Origin of the sequence: Neisseria sp. HMSC058F07, assembly GCF_001810035.1 — a bacterium.
GTDB lineage: Bacteria > Pseudomonadota > Gammaproteobacteria > Burkholderiales > Neisseriaceae > Neisseria > Neisseria perflava.
This window is the reverse complement of sequence record NZ_KV799696.1, coordinates 17,392-36,453: the sequence shown is the minus strand read 5'-3', so window position 1 is coordinate 36,453 and position 19,062 is coordinate 17,392. Positions and strand designations below refer to the sequence as shown.

19 protein-coding genes and 1 tRNA gene are annotated in these 19,062 nt (G+C 50.7%); 11 read left to right on the top strand and 9 right to left on the bottom strand.

Features of this window, described 5'->3' with window-relative positions:
- Window positions 1-31: 31 nt before the first annotated feature.
- The 7 genes from HMPREF2696_RS07490 to HMPREF2696_RS07460 all read right to left on the bottom strand — a co-directional run bounded on the left by HMPREF2696_RS07490 (window position 32) and on the right by HMPREF2696_RS07460 (window position 4,360).
- The gene (locus HMPREF2696_RS07490) at window positions 32-202 is read right to left on the bottom strand and encodes a rubredoxin (protein WP_003747315.1); all 171 of its coding nucleotides are present in this window, start codon (window positions 200-202) and stop codon (window positions 32-34) included.
- A gap of 85 nt (window positions 203-287) precedes the next feature.
- Window positions 288-1,379 (bottom strand): acyl-CoA dehydrogenase family protein, encoded by a 1,092-nt coding sequence (locus tag HMPREF2696_RS07485; protein ID WP_049336464.1) that lies wholly within the window; start codon window positions 1,377-1,379, stop codon window positions 288-290.
- Between the two features lie 124 nt (window positions 1,380-1,503).
- Window positions 1,504-2,052 (bottom strand): carboxymuconolactone decarboxylase family protein, encoded by a 549-nt coding sequence (locus tag HMPREF2696_RS07480; protein ID WP_039862234.1) that lies wholly within the window; start codon window positions 2,050-2,052, stop codon window positions 1,504-1,506.
- Window positions 2,053-2,201: 149 nt separating this feature from the next.
- On the bottom strand, window positions 2,202-2,624 hold the full coding sequence (locus HMPREF2696_RS07475) for a YidB family protein (protein ID WP_004520088.1): 423 nt from the start codon (window positions 2,622-2,624) through the stop codon (window positions 2,202-2,204).
- 163 nt (window positions 2,625-2,787) lie between these two features.
- Window positions 2,788-3,243 (bottom strand): Holliday junction resolvase RuvX, encoded by a 456-nt coding sequence (ruvX, locus tag HMPREF2696_RS07470; protein ID WP_004520086.1) that lies wholly within the window; start codon window positions 3,241-3,243, stop codon window positions 2,788-2,790.
- Window positions 3,236-3,784 carry a YqgE/AlgH family protein gene (locus tag HMPREF2696_RS07465; RefSeq protein ID WP_004520085.1) on the bottom strand — a complete coding sequence of 183 codons (549 nt, stop codon included), beginning with the start codon at window positions 3,782-3,784 and terminating at the stop codon, window positions 3,236-3,238. Before HMPREF2696_RS07465 ends, ruvX begins: the two co-directional genes overlap by 8 nt.
- 30 nt (window positions 3,785-3,814) lie before the next feature.
- The gene (locus HMPREF2696_RS07460) at window positions 3,815-4,360 is read right to left on the bottom strand and encodes a CreA family protein (RefSeq protein ID WP_004520084.1); all 546 of its coding nucleotides are present in this window, start codon (window positions 4,358-4,360) and stop codon (window positions 3,815-3,817) included.
- A 173-nt stretch (window positions 4,361-4,533) separates the two neighbouring features.
- Here HMPREF2696_RS07460 and HMPREF2696_RS07455 point away from each other — a divergent pair, with 173 nt between their 5' ends.
- The 5 genes from HMPREF2696_RS07455 (at window position 4,534) to HMPREF2696_RS07435 (ending at window position 11,163) form a co-directional block, all read left to right on the top strand.
- A complete protein-coding gene (locus HMPREF2696_RS07455) occupies window positions 4,534-6,441 on the top strand; it encodes a murein hydrolase activator EnvC family protein (protein WP_049336459.1) in 1,908 nt (635 codons plus the stop codon).
- A 214-nt stretch (window positions 6,442-6,655) separates the two neighbouring features.
- Complete coding sequence (locus HMPREF2696_RS07450; RefSeq protein WP_004520081.1) at window positions 6,656-8,128, top strand: S41 family peptidase; 1,473 nt, start codon at window positions 6,656-6,658, stop codon at window positions 8,126-8,128.
- Window positions 8,129-8,217: 89 nt separating this feature from the next.
- Entirely contained in the window at window positions 8,218-8,754 is a 537-nt protein-coding gene (locus HMPREF2696_RS07445) for a hypothetical protein (RefSeq protein ID WP_004520080.1), read from the top strand.
- Window positions 8,755-8,828: 74 nt separating this feature from the next.
- On the top strand, window positions 8,829-10,205 hold the full coding sequence (gene radA / locus HMPREF2696_RS07440) for a DNA repair protein RadA (protein WP_004520079.1): 1,377 nt from the start codon (window positions 8,829-8,831) through the stop codon (window positions 10,203-10,205).
- Between the two features lie 151 nt (window positions 10,206-10,356).
- On the top strand, window positions 10,357-11,163 hold the full coding sequence (locus HMPREF2696_RS07435; protein ID WP_003685136.1) for a DUF4198 domain-containing protein: 807 nt from the start codon (window positions 10,357-10,359) through the stop codon (window positions 11,161-11,163).
- A gap of 55 nt (window positions 11,164-11,218) precedes the next feature.
- Here the strand turns inward: HMPREF2696_RS07435 and HMPREF2696_RS07430 are convergent, their stop codons facing one another.
- Together HMPREF2696_RS07430 and HMPREF2696_RS07425 are read right to left on the bottom strand one after the other, a co-directional pair.
- Window positions 11,219-11,779, bottom strand: coding sequence for a pseudouridine synthase (locus HMPREF2696_RS07430; RefSeq protein WP_004520078.1), 561 nt, complete (start codon window positions 11,777-11,779; stop codon window positions 11,219-11,221).
- 80 nt (window positions 11,780-11,859) lie between these two features.
- Window positions 11,860-11,952, bottom strand: a tRNA-Ser gene (locus HMPREF2696_RS07425).
- Window positions 11,953-12,151: 199 nt separating this feature from the next.
- Between HMPREF2696_RS07425 and HMPREF2696_RS07420 the strand changes: the two genes are divergently transcribed.
- From HMPREF2696_RS07420 to HMPREF2696_RS07395, 6 genes are all read left to right on the top strand, one after another.
- Entirely contained in the window at window positions 12,152-12,664 is a 513-nt protein-coding gene (locus tag HMPREF2696_RS07420; RefSeq protein WP_224783355.1) for a hypothetical protein, read from the top strand.
- 52 nt (window positions 12,665-12,716) lie between these two features.
- Window positions 12,717-13,334, top strand: a complete 618-nt coding sequence (locus HMPREF2696_RS07415) for a 4'-phosphopantetheinyl transferase family protein (RefSeq protein ID WP_004520076.1) — start codon at window positions 12,717-12,719, stop codon at window positions 13,332-13,334.
- Window positions 13,335-13,427: 93 nt separating this feature from the next.
- Window positions 13,428-15,746 (top strand): MMPL family transporter, encoded by a 2,319-nt coding sequence (locus HMPREF2696_RS07410; RefSeq protein ID WP_004520075.1) that lies wholly within the window; start codon window positions 13,428-13,430, stop codon window positions 15,744-15,746.
- Window positions 15,747-15,879: 133 nt separating this feature from the next.
- The gene (locus tag HMPREF2696_RS07405) at window positions 15,880-17,118 is read left to right on the top strand and encodes an NAD(P)/FAD-dependent oxidoreductase (RefSeq protein ID WP_004520074.1); all 1,239 of its coding nucleotides are present in this window, start codon (window positions 15,880-15,882) and stop codon (window positions 17,116-17,118) included.
- A 97-nt stretch (window positions 17,119-17,215) separates the two neighbouring features.
- Window positions 17,216-17,734, top strand: a complete 519-nt coding sequence (locus tag HMPREF2696_RS07400; RefSeq protein WP_070588250.1) for a hypothetical protein — start codon at window positions 17,216-17,218, stop codon at window positions 17,732-17,734.
- 3 nt (window positions 17,735-17,737) lie between these two features.
- Complete coding sequence (locus HMPREF2696_RS07395; protein ID WP_004520072.1) at window positions 17,738-18,940, top strand: beta-ketoacyl-ACP synthase; 1,203 nt, start codon at window positions 17,738-17,740, stop codon at window positions 18,938-18,940.
- Window positions 18,941-19,062 lie beyond the last annotated feature (122 nt).

Below are 19,062 nucleotides of genomic sequence, written 5' to 3'. Positions count from 1 at the left end.
AGACGGCCTTTTTATTAAATAATCGGGTAATTTATATGGTGAAGTCCAGAAGGTAGAAATCTTCTTTGCCTACGCCGCACTCAGGGCATTTCCAGTCGTCGGGAATGTCTTCGAACTTGGTACCTGCCGGCAGGCCATGTTCGGGGTCGCCGACATCTTCATCGTAAATCCAGCCGCAAGGGCCGCACATATATTGAGCCATTTTGTATTCCTTCTATTTTAAAAAGGCCGTCTGAAACCGTATTTTCAGACGGCCTTTCGTGTGTTTTATTGTTGATATTTTGAATTTATTGAGCTGCTTCCAAAGCGGCGATTTCTTTACGCAGGTGTTTGATGGCCGGTGTTACGATGGCGACAAACATGGCCTCGCGGACGCGGCGTTGCGCCGGACTGCGCATCAGATAGCCTTTCGCGCCTGCATGCAATGCGGCAGATTGAGTGGCGTTCAGTGCCAACACAGCAGCCGCTTCACGCAGTTTCAAGGTTGCCAGCGTGTCAGGTTTATTGTTCCACGCATCATCGGCAAGGCGTTCGGTTTCCGCCCATGCGCCGTCCAACGCAGCTTTCAACTCATCGTAACTGTGGTCGAGGTATGAGTTCACTTCTGCGTTCACCACATTGGCCATGCGGATAATGCCGAGCGCACCGTCAATCACACCGGCGCCGATACCTATTTGCAGCAAGATGAAACCGGCTTTAATGGTCGGGATATAAGACTGGAACTGCTCAGGCGAAGCGATCACATCTTCATCGGGAATAAACACATCTTTAAAATTCAGGCTGTAAGTGCGCGTGCCTTCCAAACCGCAGAACTCAGGGCAATCTTGCAGGGTAACGCCTTCCCATTGACCGCCGGTGATAAACATCACATAGCTGTCGCCGATTTGGGCGGTATTTGCCCAAATGTGGTCTTCTCCGATATTGGATACCCAAGGCAAAGCACCGTTGATTTTGTAGCCGCCTTCGACGCGTTCGGCTTGCAGATTGTGTTTTTCGATACCGGCAAGGTGTTTGACGGTATTGGACATGCCCGTACCGGCCAAGACTTTGCCCTGCAGAATATCGGCCAAATATTTGGCTTTAACCGCTTGGTTGGGGGATTGATGCAGATACCACGCGCAAGCCGCCTGACACCATGCGCTGAACGAAGTGGCGCCGCATTCTTTACCGATTTCGCGCAATACGGCGATTTGCGTTGCCAAACCCAAACCGTTACCGCCCTCTTCAACCGTACCGGTTGCGGCAAAACCGCCGATTTTGCCCAATTCCAGCATAAATTCTTTCGGGTACAGGCCTTTGCGGTCGATGTCGTCCACCAATGGTTTCAGCTTGCTTTTAACGAGTTCGGCAACATTGTTCAGTAAAGCTTCGCGTGTCATGATTTTTTCCTCTGAATAAGGTTTGAAGCGTAGATGGTTCTACTCATGAATTATTCTTGGCAACAAGGATATCCTTGCTTTTTACTAAAAGGCCGTCTGAATTTTCAGACGGCCTTTGATGAGATTAGGCAAATGCCTGCAATTCAGGGTTGATTTCAGTTTTGGCAAGGTTGTTGACGTAGTTGCACAAGGTTGCCAAAGCAACGCCCATAACTACTTCAACGGCTTGCTGTTGGTTGTAACCGGCATCGAAGAATGCTTTCAGCTCGTCGTCGGATACTGCGCCTTTTTTCGCCATAACGGCTTGGGTGAATGTCGCCAAAGCACTCAGTTTGGCATCGTCAAACTCACCCGCAGCCAACGCGCGTGCGGCTTTGATGGATTGTTCGGACAACAGTTTTTTCAGGGTAGCCAGTTTGGTGTGGCCGGCAACGCAGAAACCGCATTCGTTGGTACGGGCGGCGATAATTTGGACAACTTCGACTTCGCCGTCAGTAAGGCTGTTGGCCGCATTCAGCTTGCCAACTTCTTGATAAAACGCCAAAGCTTCAGGCGCATTGGCCAAAACGCCGATCAGGTTAGGAATAAAGCCGTTGTTTTTCAATACGGCTTCAATGCGTGGTTTGGCGGCTTCAGGAGCGGTTTCGACTGTGTGTATGGTCAAGCGGGACATGTGTATAACCTTCTTATCTGGTGAAATGAAGTGCACATCATAAGCCATCCGTCTCCATCAGAAAAAGACTTATTGGTTATTTACCGCGAACCAAAAGTTATAAGGCCGTCTGAACGGATTCAGACGGCCTTATCAAATGATTCAACTCATTATTTCATAAAGTTTTTCAGTAGCATAGAAGCGATGTCGTCCAAGCCGAAGCCATCCGCATCTTGAGCCGTGCCGTTAGGCGTCGCTTTATCGACCAAGTCTGGCAACACTTTTGCCAACAAATCGCCTGCTTGGCCGGCATCCACGCCGAATTTTTGCGCGATTTGGTTCACGGTATCGCTGCCCAAAGCATTTTGCAGATCGCTGCCGGACACAGGCAGGTTGCTGGATTGGTTGGAAACCCAGCTGCTCAGAGCATCGCCCAAACCGCCTTGTTGCAGTTGGTTGATCAGGTTGCCCACGCCGCCTTGCTGTTTCACTAAATCCATCGCCATATCGGTCAGAGAACCTTGTGCGCCGTTTTCGTTGTTGCCACCCAACATTTGAGTAGCCGCATTCAAAAGATTGTCCATGAGTGCCATGACTTTTTCCTTGTATTTGTGTCTAAAAAAAGAAAACGGAGTGTAGCAAAATTTGTGCTGAAAAAATCAGGATTAACCAAACTAAACCTCTTTTATCTCAAAGCCGTAACAAAACAAAGGCCGTCTGAAACCCATTTTCAGACGGCCTTTATAATGAATAATACTATTCTTCGCGGCCATTGAAATACTCAGCCGCGCCACCTTCAAAAAAGCCTTGTAAAATTGCCTGCGCCGCCACTTGGTCAAGTACGGATTTTTGTTTTCGGCCAAATACTTGCGCTTCAGCAAGCAGGCTTTCCGCGTATAGGGAAGACATCCTTTCGTCCACCCAATAAACCGGCAAGTTAAAACGTCCGTGCAAACGGCGGCCAAATTTACGGCTCAAACGGGTCAGCTCATGCTCCGTGCCATCGGTATGCGTCGGCAGTCCGACCACAAAATACTTGGGTTGCCATTCTTTGACTAGCTTGGCAATGGCCTCAAATTTCTCATCATTGCTGTTGCCGGTTATCGTCGCCAGCGGATGGGTCATACCCAACTCAGCATCGCCCTGCGCCACGCCGATACGCGCCTCGCCGAAATCAAAAGCCAAAACCGTGCCTTTTGGTGCATCAGGCATGGCCGACTCCTGAAACCAAGGCGTTCGGATTGATGCCTAATTTTTCAAAAGCGGCGGCATAACGAAGCTCGTAAGGCACATCAAACAGAATATGCTCGTCCGCAGGGACGGTCAGCCAAACATTTTCTGCCAGCTCGCGCTCCAACTGCCCTTTACCCCATTTCGAATAACCAATGCTGATCAAAGCCTTGTCCACTGCACCTTCTTTAGACAAGTTTTCAATCACATCGCGCGAAGAAGTCAGCGCCACATTATCAGTTACCACCATGCTGTTTTGCCAGCGCCCGATCGGCGTATGCACGACATAGCCGCGCTCAATCTGAACCGGCCCGCCCATCATCACGTTTTCATGTTGCAGGCGCAACGGGATATTGCGGTCGGCGGCGGCGAAAATCATGTCCATGGTAATCGGCGAAGGCTTGTTGATGATGATGCCCAGCGCACCTTCTTCATCGTGTTCGCACACATAAATGACCGTATCCGTAAAAAACGGATCGTCCATATGAGGCATGGCAATCAGGAAATGGTTGGCTAAATTCATATTCTTCTTAATATCTATAAGCTGATTTTATTATTTTTGTCCGTCGGTAACCGGCGCATCCACCACGCACGCACCGTAAACTGCGCCGCCTGCCGGTACCGGCGTATCGGTTTTCGCATGGGCAAAACACGATACCGCGCTCAAAGAGTTTTTCGGCGAACCTTGAACGATTTTATCGCTGTACACCAAATAAGCGAAAGACTTACGTTTCGGATCGTAGTAGCGGATAATCTGTTGGCTCTTAAATGCTATGCTGGCACTGCGTTTGAACACTTGTCGCGGTTTCAAAACCGCAGCCTCGTTATAACGGATGACTTCCGCACTTTGCACGCAGGAAACTGATGCGTCGCTGGCATCTTCTTCCAGATTGACCGTTTCTTTCAAACCGCCTTTTTTCGCGTACGAAATATAACAGGCAACCCCCTGCACATCAGGATCGTCAAAACCTTCCACTTCGATACGGTCGTTTTTACCCAGCATATGAAACACCGTACTGGCGCGTCCGATTTTATCGGTATTGTCACCGCAAGCCGCCAAAACCATGGCACCCAACACTACTAATAAATATTTTTTCATAATATCCTGTCGATGCAGACTGTCAGTTTCCAGGCAGACTAAACCCCGTCCGCCCACTCTATCGTTACTATATAAGACCGTTCGTCCATATTGCAACCCGATATTATTTTCAGACGGCCTGACAGACAGTATAATCCGTCCTATTGTTCCTACTTTGATAGCAAGATCGAACCATGCGTTACAAACCCCTCATTCTCGCCCTGTTGCTCAGTTTCTCCCTGCCAACCTATGCTGCCAAAGACGCGCCGAAAGAAAAAGCGGCCACTGTCAAAAAGGCTGCGCCCGTAAAAAAAGAGAAAGAAGCCGCTAAGGCAGATGTAAAAAAAGAAACCTCAAAAAAACAAGCGGTAAAAGAAAAAGAGGAAAACAAAAAAGCGGTTAAAGCCAAAGCTGCCAAAGAGAAGGAAACCGCCGACAAAAACGAACGCGCTTCAGCCAAAAACAAAACGGCTAAAGTCGCCGAAGCCGCTGCCGACAATAAAAAGTCCAGCCGCAAAGCCGAAGAGCCTAAAGAAACGGCAAAAGACAAAAAAGCCACAGCCGCAAAATCCGGCAAGGCCAAAGAACAAGACAAGAAACCTGTTGAAGATAAAAAAGACAGCAAAGCTAAAGAACCCGTAAAAAAAGCAGAACCTAAGGAAATCAAAGCCAAAGAGCCTGCTAAAAAAGCGGTTGAGGATAAAAAAGACGGCAAAAAAACCAAAGAGCCCGGAAAAAAAACAGCCGAAGACAAAAAGGCCGAAGCTAAAGAGCCTGCCCAAAAAGCTGTCGAAGACAAAAAAGACGCTAAAAAAGACACAAAAGCCAAAGAGCAAAACAAAAAAGCCGAGCCTAAAGTTGAGCCTAAAGCCATCTCTTCAGCCGACAACGATTTCAAAGCAGCCGTAACTGCCGCCGCCAACGATATGGAAACCAAGAAATCCTTTGCCAAACGCAACGAGGGTTTCATTATCCATGTCAATGCCACGCTCAAACAGCTGCAACAAACACGCAACAACCTCTCCGGCATCAACCGCAAACAACGCGACGCATGGGAAAAATTCCAAAAACTTAATGCCGATGCCAACCAGTTGAAAGCCGAAGTTTCCAACACGCGCGCCCAAATTTCGCGTTTTGTGTCCGGCAACTATAAAAACAGCCAGCCTAACGCGGTCGCCCTCTTCCTGAAAAACGCCGATGCCGGTCAAAAAACCCGCTTCCTGCGTTACACGCGTTATATCAACAACGCCAACGACCAAGTCATGAGAGACTTGGAAAAACAACAAAAAGAGCTGGCGGCGCAGGAGCAAAAAATCAACAATGAATTGGCTTACCTGAAAAAACTGCAAGCCAATATCCAAGCTTCATTGCGTCAACAAGGCGTAACCAATACCGCCGAACAAGCTGAAAGCCGCCGTCAAAACGCGCAAATGGCCAAAGAAGTGCAAAAGAAAATCAACCACAGAGAAAACGAGCAACGCCTCAACAATCTCTTGAAAGATTTGGAAAAACGCAAAGCCGATCAACGCAAAGCCGAAGCTGAAGCACGTAAAAAAGCCGCCGAAGCCCGCTTGGCCGCCGCTGAAAAAGCCCGCAAAGAGCAGGCTGCCGCCCAACAAAAAGCCGAAGCCGAACGCGCCGCCATGTCCACGCTGACTGACGAAGACATGAAACTACAAGCCCCCAACACCCAAGGCTTTACCGTCAGCAACGCCAACAGCTTCAGCCGTATGCAAGGTCGTCTGAAAAAACCGGTCAACGGCACATTGGCAGGTCTGTTCGGTCAAGACCGCGGCGATGGCGAAGTTTGGAAAGGCGTGTTCTACAATACTGTTCCTGCTCCGGTCAGCAGCATTGCCTCAGGCACAGTTACTTTTGCCGGCGAGCTTGAAGGCTACGGCAAAGTAGTCGTCCTCGACCACGGCGACGGCTATGTCAGCATTTACTCCGGTCTGAGCGAAATCGACATTGCCCAAAACTACGCCGTCAATGCCGGCAGTAAGATTGGCACCAGCGGCACTTTGCCGTCGGGTGAAACCGGCCTTTACCTTGAAGTCCGCTACAACGGACAAGTCATGAATCCGCTTTCATGGATTAACTGATGTTTCAGACGGCCTGAGTGAGCTTTCCCCTTCAGGCCGTCTGAATTTCATCATAAACTACAATAAAACACGATTTTCACGCCTGTTCAGCACATTAAACAACAAACTTTTACCTTAAACTTATTGTTCCAAGCGTTTAAATCACATAAAGTCAACGGGTTCAGAGAAAACAAAAACTACTTTGCTTACCGTACACAAAAAGAAAGTCAAACGAATGTCAACAAAATCCACTTTAAAAAAAGTTGCAATCTACACTCTCGGCGCGTTTAGCGGCATCGCCCTCAGCCTGAGTGTACAAAGTTTTGCCGCCGAAAAAGACAAAAAAGACAACGAGGCCCTGCCCGTGCAAACCATCCGCACCATGGCAGAAGTGTACGGCCAAATCAAAGCCAACTATTACCAAGACAAACCCGACGCCGAGCTCTTTGAAGGCGCAATGAAAGGCATGGTGTCCGATCTCGATCCGCATTCCGAGTATATGGACAAAAAAGGATATGCCGAAATGAAAGAATCCACCAGTGGCGAATTCGGCGGCTTGGGCATGGAAATCGGACAGGAAGACGGCTTCGTCAAAGTCGTTGCCCCGATTGAAGACACTCCGGCAGAACGCGCCGGCGTAAAAAGTGGCGACTTCATCGTCAAAATCGACAATACCTCTACGCGCGGCCTGACCGTCAGCGAAGCCGTCAAAAAAATGCGCGGCAAACCGGGTACCAAAATCACCCTGACCCTTTCACGCAAAAATGCCGACAAACCCATCGTCGTCAACCTGACCCGCGCCATCATCAAAGTCAAAAGCGTGCGCCATCATCTGCTTGAAAAAGACTACGGCTACATCCGCGTCTCCCAATTCCAAGAGCGCACTGTTGCCGCACTCAACGAAGCTGCGCAAGCCCTTGTCAAAGAAAACAAAGGTCCGCTCAAAGGCATCATCCTCGACTTGCGCGACGACCCGGGCGGCCTGCTCAACGGTGCAGTCGGCGTATCCGCAGCCTTCCTGCAACCTGACGTAACCGTTGTCAGCACCAAAGGCCGCAACAAAAAAGAAGGCATGGTACTCAAAGCAACTGCCGAAGACTACATCACCACCAGCGGCAAAGACCCGTTGGCAGGATTGCCTGCCGAGCTGAAAACCATTCCTATGACCGTCCTGATTAACGCAGGCTCGGCCTCCGCTTCCGAAATCGTTGCCGGTGCATTGCAAGACCACAAACGCGCCGTCGTCGTCGGCACACAAAGTTTCGGCAAAGGCTCAGTACAGACCCTGATTCCGCTTTCCGGCGGCAGCGCAGTTAAACTGACCACCGCCCTTTACTACACACCAAACGACCGCTCGATTCAAGCGCAAGGCATTGTTCCTGACGTTGAAGTCAAAGACAAAGACCGCGCTTTTGAAAGCCGCGAAGCCGATTTGGTCGGCCATATCGGCAATCCGTTGGGCGGCCAAGACGTCAACAGCAGCACTGAAACGCCTGCCAACGCAGAAACCAAAGCCGATAAAGACAAGTCCAAAAAAGACAAAGACGAAGACATCTCCAGCCGCCGCATTCCAAATCCGGCCAAAGATGATCAACTCCGCAAAGCCTTGGACTTGGTGAAAAATCCAGCCGAATGGCAAAAATCTTTGGGTTTGGCAGCGAAAAAACCTGCTCCGAAAAAAGATGCGGATAAAGACAGCAAAAAATAAACCCATCTTTATCCGATAAAAGGCCGTCTGAAAACTTTCCATTTTCAGACGGCCTATAAACACCTCCCTACTCCAAGGTAAGAACAAACATGAACATTTCCAGACTCATCCTCCCCGCACTGACCAGCCTATTCCTCCTAAACTCCCCGGTATCATCGGCAGCCAAACCCGAACAAGCCTCTGAGATGTACATTGCCAACAAAATCACCAGTGAAAACCTACACGGCTTCTGGGGAAATGCAGTCGAAAACGAAGAAGGCGCTCTTATCAACACAACCATCTTTAACCCCGACAACACTGGCACAGACATCGCCATAATGAGTTTCAAAGCCACCAACAAAATCTTCACCATCAGACAGGACTTTAATTGGACATTTGACGAGAAAAAACAAGAAATCCACCAAACCGTAACTGACTATAAAACCTCCATCAACGGCAAAGAAGAACAAAACAAACAAAAAATAGGTGAAAAAAGTACCATAAAAGCCAGAATCCTCATCATCAAAGGCCTGCCCGGTATGTTGGAATTGACTGACAAAGCCAGTGGCAACCAAACCAGCTACTTTAAACAAGATCCGGATAAAATACTCAACCATCTTGAAAACAGCAAAAAAACACACCCATAATCTCAAGGCCGTCTGAAAACCTCCCTCACTTTTCAGACGGCCTTCCCACTAAAATACTGCGGAAACAAAACACCATGGCAAAAGCCCCCAAAACCATCTACCAATGTTCCGAATGCGGTGGTACTTCCCCAAAATGGCAGGGTAAATGCCCGCATTGCGGCGAGTGGAACACACTTCAGGAAAGCCTGGCCGCGCCCGAACCGAAAAACGCCCGCTTCCAATCTTGGGCGGCGGACACCTCGACCATCCAATCCCTCTCTGCCGTTACCGCGACCGAAGTGCCGCGTAATCCGACCGGCATGGGCGAGCTTGACCGCGTATTGGGCGGTGGTTTGGTCGATGGAGCGGTCATCCTGCTCGGCGGCGACCCCGGCATCGGCAAATCCACGCTGCTGTTACAAACCATTGCCAAAATGGCGCAAAGTCGCAAAGTGCTGTACATTTCCGGCGAGGAATCCGCCCAACAAGTCGCCCTGCGTGCGCAACGTTTGGAACTGCCCACCGAAGGCGTGAACCTGCTTGCCGAAATCCGCATGGAAGCGATTCAGACGGCCTTGAAACAGCATCAGCCCGCAGTCGTGGTCATTGATTCCATCCAAACTATGTATTCCGACCAAATCACTTCCGCCCCCGGCTCCGTGTCGCAGGTGCGCGAGTGTGCCGCCCAACTGACGCGCATGGCGAAACAAATGGGCATCGCCATGATACTGGTCGGACACGTTACCAAAGACGGCGCGATTGCCGGCCCGCGCGTATTGGAACACATGGTCGATACCGTGCTGTATTTCGAAGGCGACCAACATTCCAACTACCGCATGATACGTGCCATCAAAAACCGCTTCGGCGCGGCAAACGAATTGGGCGTATTCGCCATGACCGAAAACGGTTTGAGAGGCGTATCCAACCCGTCCGCCATCTTCCTTGCCAGCTACCGCGACGACACGCCCGGTTCGTGCGTTTTGGTCACACAGGAAGGCAGCCGCCCGCTTTTGGTCGAAATTCAGGCATTGGTCGATGACGCGCACGGCTTCACCCCCAAACGCCTCACAGTCGGCCTCGAACAAAACCGCCTCTCCATGTTGCTCGCCGTCCTAAACCGCCACGGCGGCATCGCCTGTTTCGACCAAGACGTGTTCCTCAATGCCGTCGGCGGCGTCAAAATCGGCGAACCCGCCGCCGACCTTGCCGTCATCCTCGCCATGCTCTCCAGCTTCCGCAACCGCCCCATGCCCGAAAAAACCGTGGTTTTCGGCGAAATCGGCCTAAGCGGCGAAGTCCGCCCCGTCGCACGCGGACAAGAGCGGCTCAAAGAAGCGGAAAAACTCGGCTTCAAACGCGCCATCGTTCCCAAGGCCAATATGCCGCGCCATGACAAAGAGTTTCCAAACCTGAAAATCTACGGCGTCAGCAGTTTGCAGGAAGCGATTGACGTCTGTCGTGACGGGGACTAAACCGTTTCAATAATCCGACTCAAAAAACAATCAGCTAAAAGGCCGTCTGAAAACTTCCAGACGGCCTCTCTTTAAATTTAAATAATTTTGTTATATTATAACGAACGACTTTGTTCTATCTTTTCTACACATCGAAAATCGGAGAGAAATCATGAAAAAAACCGCTTTGCTTATCGCATCCGCCTTCCTGTTCAGCACTGCCGCACACGCCCATCGCGTTTGGGTTGAAACCGCCCACACACATGGCGGCGAATACCTTGAAGCCGAATTGGGCTATGGCGAATTCCCTGAGCTTGAACCTATCGCCAAAGACCGCCTGCACATTTTCAGCAAACCCATGCAACTGGTGACTGAAAAAGGCAAAGAAAACATGATTCAAAAAGGCACATACAATTACCAATACCGCAGCAAACTGCCGGTCAAAGACGGCAGCTACTTGGTAACCGCCGAATACCAACCGACTTTCTGGTCAAAAAACAGCGCGGGCTGGAAGCAGGCAAGCATCAAAGAAATGCCTGATGCAAGCTATTGCGAACAAACCCGTATGTTCGGCAAAAACATCGTCAATGTCGGCCACGAAAGCGCAGATACCGCCATCATCACCAAACAAGTCGGCCAACATTTGGAAATCGTACCTTTGGACAACCCTGCCAACGTCCACGTCGGCGAACGCTTCAAAGTCCGCGTCCTCTTCAATGGCGAGCCGCTGCCTAACGCCACCGTTACCGCCACATTTGACGGCTTCGACACCAGCGACCGCAGCAAAACCCATAAAACCGAAGCCCAAGCCTTCTCCGATACCACCGATGACAAAGGCGAAGTCAGCATCATTCCATTGCGCCAAGGTTTCTGGAAAGCCAGCGTAGAACACAAAGCCGATTTCCCCGATCAAAGCGTGTGCCAAAAGCAGGCGAACTACACCACTTTGACCTTCCAAATCGGTCATTCACATCATTGATTTTTCCATAACAAAAGGCCGTCTGAATAGTTCAGACGGCCTTTATTCATCCTATTTAAGGACGATGCGGCGCAAACCGCCATTGTCCCAATTCCAAATTCAAATCAAACAGATTCAGACGGCCTATTGCCACGCGGACCAAGCGTAAACACGGAAAGCCTGCTTTCGCAGTCATCCTTCGCACTTGGCGGTTTTTCCCTTCCGAAATTTTAATTTCCACCCAAAAATCAGGCACGGACTTACGCACGCGAATCGGCGGCACGCGCGGCCATAAAACATCCGCTTCACCTTCTTCCAATACCCTGACCTCGGCCGGACGGGTGACAAAATCGCCCAAATCTACGCCACGGCGCAATAAATCCAATTTGGCTTCATCAGGAGAACCCTCCACCTGCGCCCAATAAGTTTTAACCTGCTTGAATTTCGGGTCGGCAATCTGCGCCTGCAAACGGCCATTATTGGTCAGCAGCAGCAAACCCTCGCTGTCCGTATCCAAACGGCCGGCCGGATAAAATCCCGGTTTCTCGACAAAATCCTTAAGGCACTGATGTTTTTCATGTGCAGAAAACTGGCAAATCACGCCATAAGGCTTGTTTAGAATAATCAAATCGTTCATTTCACACTTTCAGACGGCCTTGGATTCCAAGAAATTCCGGATAATAAAAAAGACACCGTATAAACGGTGTCTTTCATATTTGGCGGAGTAAGAGGGATTCGAACCCTCGATGCAGGTTGACCCCACATGCTTCCTTAGCAGGGAAGTGCCTTCAGCCTCTCAGCCATTACTCCTAAGGAAGACCGCAATATACGCTTTCTGCCCTCCTTCGTCAAGCATGACCGCCCCAAACTTTCTTAACACCATGAAATCATTTAAATAAAAATATAATATTTTTTACATCATCCTATTTTTATACTTCTTTCATATATGTTAAAATGATTTTGTTTTCTGTAAACCTTTTTTCACACCCCTTATTACAAAGGAGTTCGTATGTTACGTTTTTCTGCTTTGGTTGCCGTATCCGCCCTGATGCTTGCCGCTTGCTCACAATCCGGCAATTCCCAACCATCTACTTCCTCCTCTCAAACTTCTACTCCAAAAACAACTGCCGCCGGTTCTGCCTGCCGCAGCATGGGTGAAGGCCATAAAGTCAATGGCAAAGGTCAAAACGACATTTATATGTGTAAAGTCGATGTAGCTTTGAACTCTGCCGAAGCCAAATCCGCTTTGGATCCTAGTATCCGCGTTCACTACGGCAGCACATCCGGAGCGACTTTGACTTCCCGTCAAATCTCCAACTCAGTCGGCAAAACCCCTGATGAAACCTGCCAACGCGCATTCCTGAGCGCGGTTAAACGCTTCCAAAGCACTGCACTTCGTAAAAAAGCCAAATCCGTTCATCTGGTTAGCTACTTTGACAAAGTAACCAAAGGCGGTAACGAATACGAATGCCACATCGCTACATTCAACAGCCGTGTGGTTTTGAAAGGCAGCTTCCACTAAGCAATGTCAAAAATGCCAGACTTCAATATGAAGTTTGGCATTTTTCTATTTTATGGATACGACACCCCTTCACTGCCTGCTGGCCGATTCGTCTTTTGCCGCCTGCTACGATCATGCGTCTCTAAATGCAGCCGATTCACAACGTTTGGCTGCCACGCCGCAACTGGCGCAGCGTCAAGACTGGCAAGTCAGCCGAGCATTAAAACAGCAAACCGATTTACCGGCTGTATCGCTGAGCCACAGCCAAGGCTTTGCCGCTTTATTGTGTGCGCTTCATCCCTTAACAGCCGGTGTCGATATCGAATTTATCCGACCGCGCGATTTTAAAGCGCTGTCGGCTTTGATCTGCTCGCAGGAAGAACAAGACTATTTGGAAACGGCAAACTGGCCGTCTGAAACGTTTTACCGATTATGGTGTTTCAAAGAAGCATTGATTAAAGCGGCAAATTTGGATTTTCCGTCAGACATGAAATCGGTCGGCTATGTTTTCGATTCAGGGCAACCCGTCGGTTTACGCGCTGGAAAGCAAACCGATTGGCGCGGCACAAGCGCGATTTTGGCGGATACGATGGCAATTGCCTGCGTTTGGAAGGAAAAAACCGTCGCTCTGCAATGGCAGTTTTTCGGCTCACTCAAGCTCAATGACTTAACCGACCGGCAAACTATCTAACAACTGACAAACTAATAATAATCTGATTTAATTTACTGGACTTTTACTTATTCCACACACCAACAGCAGCATTTGCAAAAGGCCGTCTGAACGATGAATCTTCGCCTCCTAAACCGCCTCTATACTGCCCTTATCCTGTTTCTTACCCTGTTTTTGGTTTATGCCTTTGCTTCACAAACGCGTATCCAAACCGATTTGACCGCGTTATTGCCAAGCGAGCAGCAACCCGATGCCTTACTGACGGCTGCGGATAAAGCTGCAGAAGCGCAGCTCAATTCGCAAGTCATTTTGCTTGCCGGCAGTACCGATGCCGAAACTGCTTTTCAGACGGCCGCACAAATTGCCGATGCATGGCGCAAGAGCGGCGTATTTGAACAAGTCGACAGTAGCATGACGCCGAATTTGGATAAAGTGCGGGCGGATATGCAGAAACTAGGCTTGGCCGTTTTGCCGCAAGACGAAATCCGCCTGCTGTTTGAGCAGCCGAAAGCCTATTTTCAAGCGCGCGCAGAAGCCGTGGCCAATCCTTTTGCCGCTCCCTCCCCTTTGTCTTTAGAACAAGACTGGCTGGGCTTTGGACGCTTTGTTGCCGACAAAGCCAATCCGCAAAGCCGTTTGCAGTGGGACATGGACAACGGCATGCTGTTTGCCGAAGACCAAGGCAAAACTTGGGTATTTTTACGCGGACGGCTCGCCGGCGGCGATCAATTTTCCGGCAACGACGCCCTCTTGCCGCTGATGGCGCAAAGCCGTCAAATCGCTTCGGAAAACGGCGCGGAAACCTTAAGCGCAGGCGGCGCATTGTTCGCCGCTGTATCCAAAGCAGCCGCAGAAAAAGAAAGCCGGCTGATGAGCATGGTCGGACTTGGGCTGACCTTTGCGCTGCTGTTGTGGGTCTTCCGCAGCGGCCGCGTGTTTTTGCTGTCTTTGCCGTTGGCAGCCGGCATGTTGACCGGATTGGCAGTTGCGTTATTAACCTTCGGCGAAGTGCATATCCTGACCATCGTCATCGGCACCAGCCTGGTGGGTATGTTGGTGGATTTCCCGTTGCACTGGCTTGCTCCGTCGGTATTCGGGCCGTCTGAAAAGACCGTTTGGCAGGCTGAATCAGCAATGAAACATGTCTTGCCAAGTTTTGCCGTCAGCCTGACAATTACCGTCTTGGGCTACGCGCTGCTGTGGTTCACCCCTTTGCCTGTACTGCGCCAAACCGCCGTGTTTTCAGGCTTCGCCTTATTTGGCGCGTTTGGTGCCACCGTTTTATGGCTGCCGCCGCTGTTTCGCCACTACCGTGCCAAAACCGTGCCTTTTGCCGCATTAACCGAAAAGCTCTATTCCTTGTCAGGCCGTCTGAAAAACCGCCTGCACAAACGCGGCTGGTTAATCGTGGGCGGAATTTTGCTGGCAGTCGGATTATGGCGCAGCGACTGGCGTGACGACATCCGTCAATGGGTCAATATGCCGACCGCGATGTTGGCCGAGGTACAACAAATCGGCCAGTTGAGCGGCACGGATTTTGGTGGAAAATATTTGGTGGCCGAAGCACAAAGCGAAGATGCCCTATTGAAGAAAACCGCCGAACTCGGTCGTGCCCTGCAGCCCTTAATCGCGCAAGGCAAACTGTCCGGCATCCAATCGCCCGACCAATTCATCCTGCCGACAACGGAACAGCAAAAACTGCAAAACCGCCTGCGCGAATTGACCAAATTGCCTGATAGCTGGAAACCGCTCACAGAAATCGGTATTCCTCGCAAAACCGTGCGCGATGCCCTGCTGCAAGCTGCCGATACGCAACCATTGTCGCTTTCAGACGGCCTGAATACCGATTTGGCAGAGGCTTGGCGTTCCTTGTATTTGGGCGAAGTGGAACCAGGCCATTTTGCTGCCGTCGTGCGTTTGAACGGCATGACCGATGAAGCCGCCGTACGCGCCGTGGCGCAACACGTCTCCGGCGTACATTGGGCTGACAAGCGCGCCCACTTAAACGAGCTTTTCCACCACACGCGCAATCAGGCCGCATGGTTGAAACTGGCTTCCTATGTGTTGGCATGGCTGCTCTTGTGGAAAATGTTTGGTTTCAAACGCGGCAGCAAAATCCTTGCCGTGCCGCTGGCCGCCGCCATCTGCACCGTTGCCGTACTCGGTTTGGCCGGCATTCCCGTCAGCCTGTTTGCCATGTTCGGCCTGCTTTTAGTATCCGCCATCGGCGTGGACTATGCCGTCTATGCCGCTACTGCACATCACAGCGCGCCGGCAAAATTAGGCGGTATGCTGCTTGCCGCCGCTACAACAGCCATTTCCTTTGCCCTGCTCGCCATCAGCAGCACGCCCGCCGTTGCCGCGTTCGGTATGACGGTTACCATCGGTGTGGCATTCAATATTTGGCTGGCAGGCACATTGTTGAAAAATTAGACAAAAGATGAAGGCGATTGAAGTTGAAGCGATATTTTTTTCAACTTCTATCGCCAAGTTGCAAAAGGCCGTCTGAAAAATTTCAGGCGATGGATTAAACATTATTTATCATTAAAATCAAAGGTATTTTCAAATGTCCGTAGAATTTGACGTTGCCGTTATCGGCGCAGGCCCTTCAGGTTCGGTTGCTTCCGCTTTGCTGAACAAACAAGGCTTTAAAGTTTGCGTATTGGAAAAACAACATTTCCCGCGCTTTGTCATCGGCGAAAGCCTGTTGCCGCATTGCATGGAAATGTTGGAAGAAGCCGGTTTTGCCGATGCAGTGCATGCCGAACCCAGCTTTCAATTTAAAGACGGTGCTGCGTTTTCATGGGGCAGCCGTTACACAGATTTCAACTTTACTGAAAAATTTTCAGACGGCCCCGGTACTATTTATCAAGTGCGCCGCGGCATCTTCGACAAAATCCTGATTGATGAAGCGGCAAAACAAGGCGTCGATGTCCGCTTCGGACACGGCGTAACCGCGTTTGACAACAGTGACAATGTGGCACGTTTGAGCGTTGCGACCGATACAGGCGAAAACTATGAACTGACTGCCAAATTCGTTTTGGATGCCAGCGGTTACGGTCGCGTCCTGCCCCGCCTTTTAGATTTGGAAAGTCCGTCCGAGCTGCCTCCGCGCCAAGCCCACTTCACGCATATCGACGACAACATCACCAGCCCGAAATTCGACCGCAATAAAATCCTGATCAACACGCACCCTGAACATCGCGATGTCTGGATTTGGCTGATTCCTTTCGGCGACAACCGTTGCTCCATCGGCGTTGTCGGCACGCCCGACAAACTGGCCGGCGAATCAGAAGCCGTGTTGAAAAAATTTGTGTACGAATGCCCGATGCTGGCGGAAATTTTAGATAAAGCCGTTTGGGAAAACGACTTTCCGTTCCGCTCTATCCAAGGCTATTCCGCCAACGTGAAAACCTTATACGGCAAACATTTTGCTCTTTTGGGCAACGCCGCCGAATTCCTCGACCCAGTCTTCTCCTCCGGAGTAACCATTGCCCTGCACTCTGCCAAACTGGCTGCCGATTTGTTGGGCAAGCAGCTCAAAGGCGAAGCTGCCGATTGGCAAACCGAATTTGCCGACCAACTGATGATCGGCGTGAACGCGTTCCGCACTTATGTAAACGGTTGGTACGATTTCCGCTTCCAAAATGCCATCTACGCGCCCAACCGCAGTCCTGAAATCAGCCGCATGATTTCGTCTATTTTGGCAGGCTACGCTTGGGATACGGATAATCCATTCGTGGAAAAATCCGAGCAACGCTTGTCCACACTTGCCGCATTGGTGGGCGATTTGAAGGTAGAATAAGGACGAATGTATTTCAGACGGCCTAGACTGAAAACAGAACAGGCCGTCTGAAACTTCATCCATACCATTAAATATTTTGACCGATAGATAAAACCTTATGCGATTTATCCCTTTGCTTGCTGCACTGCTGCTCTCCGCATGCGCGACCTCGCTCCCCCATCCGCAAACGCTGCCGCCGCTTTCCAAAGAAGGCCAATGGTTCAAACTTGAACAAACTAATGTGGCGGGGCAAACCGTTCAAACCAATCTCTTGGCAGTCGAGCCTCATTCAGACGGCATCCGCTTTGTCCAAACCGATGCACTGGGTGCGCCGGTATCGCGCCAATCGGTCAGCACCAAAGGCTGGAAAAATGATGGTTTTGTGATGCCCAATGCCAGTTCGCGCCGATTGTTTGCCGCCTTGTTGCCGCTTTTGGCCGCCGAACAAGCCGCCACGCTTTACCCTGAAGCCCGCCAACAAAACGCCACCCATCAAGGCTTCTGCCCTGACGGCAAAGGCGCGGTGTTCAGCTACCGCGAGCGTGATTTGTGGTGTGTCGCCCACCATTCCGAACAATTCCTTATCGGCTTCCCCGACCAAACTTTCTGGACGGTCAGCCCGATTGCAGAAGACTAATTCATGAATACTCCTGTTTATCTCAGCCGTCCGGCACTAACCAGCGCATTGGGTAGCGGCTTGCAAGTTCATGCCGATGCCTTACTCACGCCGTCTGAAAACACGCCCCTGACTTTTTCAGACCAATGGGTAAAAGGCAAAACGCATGCTTTTGGTGCAGTCAAAGAAACCCTGATGCCTCTGCCCGACAGCATTCCCGAAGCGCATCGCAGCCGCAACAACCAGCTTATCCTGCACGCGCTTTCGCAAATAGACGGACTGATTCAGACGGCCATTGCCCGTTACGGCAAAGAAAGGGTCGCTGTCGTGACTGGTACGTCCACCAGTGGCGCAGATGAAAATATCCCTTTGTTCCAACACGTTGTCCAAGGTGGTGAATGGACGGATGTTCCGTTCAAACAGCTGCAACACACCATGGCTTCGCCCTCCGAATTTATCGCCCAAGTTTACGGTTTAGACGGCTTGCGCTATACCGTTTCCACCGCCTGCACTTCCGGCGCACGCGCCCTCATCAGCGCAGCCCGATTGCTTCGTGCCGGATTGTGTGATGTCGTAATTTGCGGCGGCGCGGATACGCTTTCTCCGCTGACGATTAATGGTTTTGCCTCTTTGGAAGTGCTTTCAGACAGCATCGCCAAGCCTTTTTCCTCCAACCGCAACGGCATCAATATCGGCGAAGCGGCCGCATTTTTCGTGATGACGCGCGATGCCGATTTTGACGGCGAAATGCAGTTGCTGGGCTATGGTGCAAGTAGCGATGCCTACCATATGTCTTCTCCCCGCCCCGACGGTTTGGGTGCAGCCCAATCCTTTCAGGCCGCTTTGGATAAAGCCGGTTTGAAAGCAGAAGACATCGGCTGGATCAATCTGCACGGCACCGGCACGCAACACAACGACAGCATGGAAAGCCGAGCCGTTGCCGAAGTATTTGGCAGCCACACCCTTTGCACTTCAACCAAGCCATCTACCGGTCATACTTTGGGTGCAGCCGGTGCGATCGAAGCCGCGTTTGCCTGGTTGATGGCCAACCGCCAATACAATCCGGAAGGCAAACTGCCGCCGCAACAATGGGACAACGTACCCGATTCCGAGCTGCCCAACATCGCTTTGACCGACGAAAACAGCCGCTGGCCGTCTGAAAAACGCATCGCCGCCAGCTCATCATTTGCCTTCGGCGGCAGCAATGCTGTTTTGATTATCGGATAAGTCCTTATATTTAGGCTGTCTTTTCAGACGGCCTTTTTCTTTTCCGCAACTTAAAAAACAATAACATCAAAACAACAACCAAATCCGCCGAAATATGCCATAATAGGCTCAGCACATTTCTT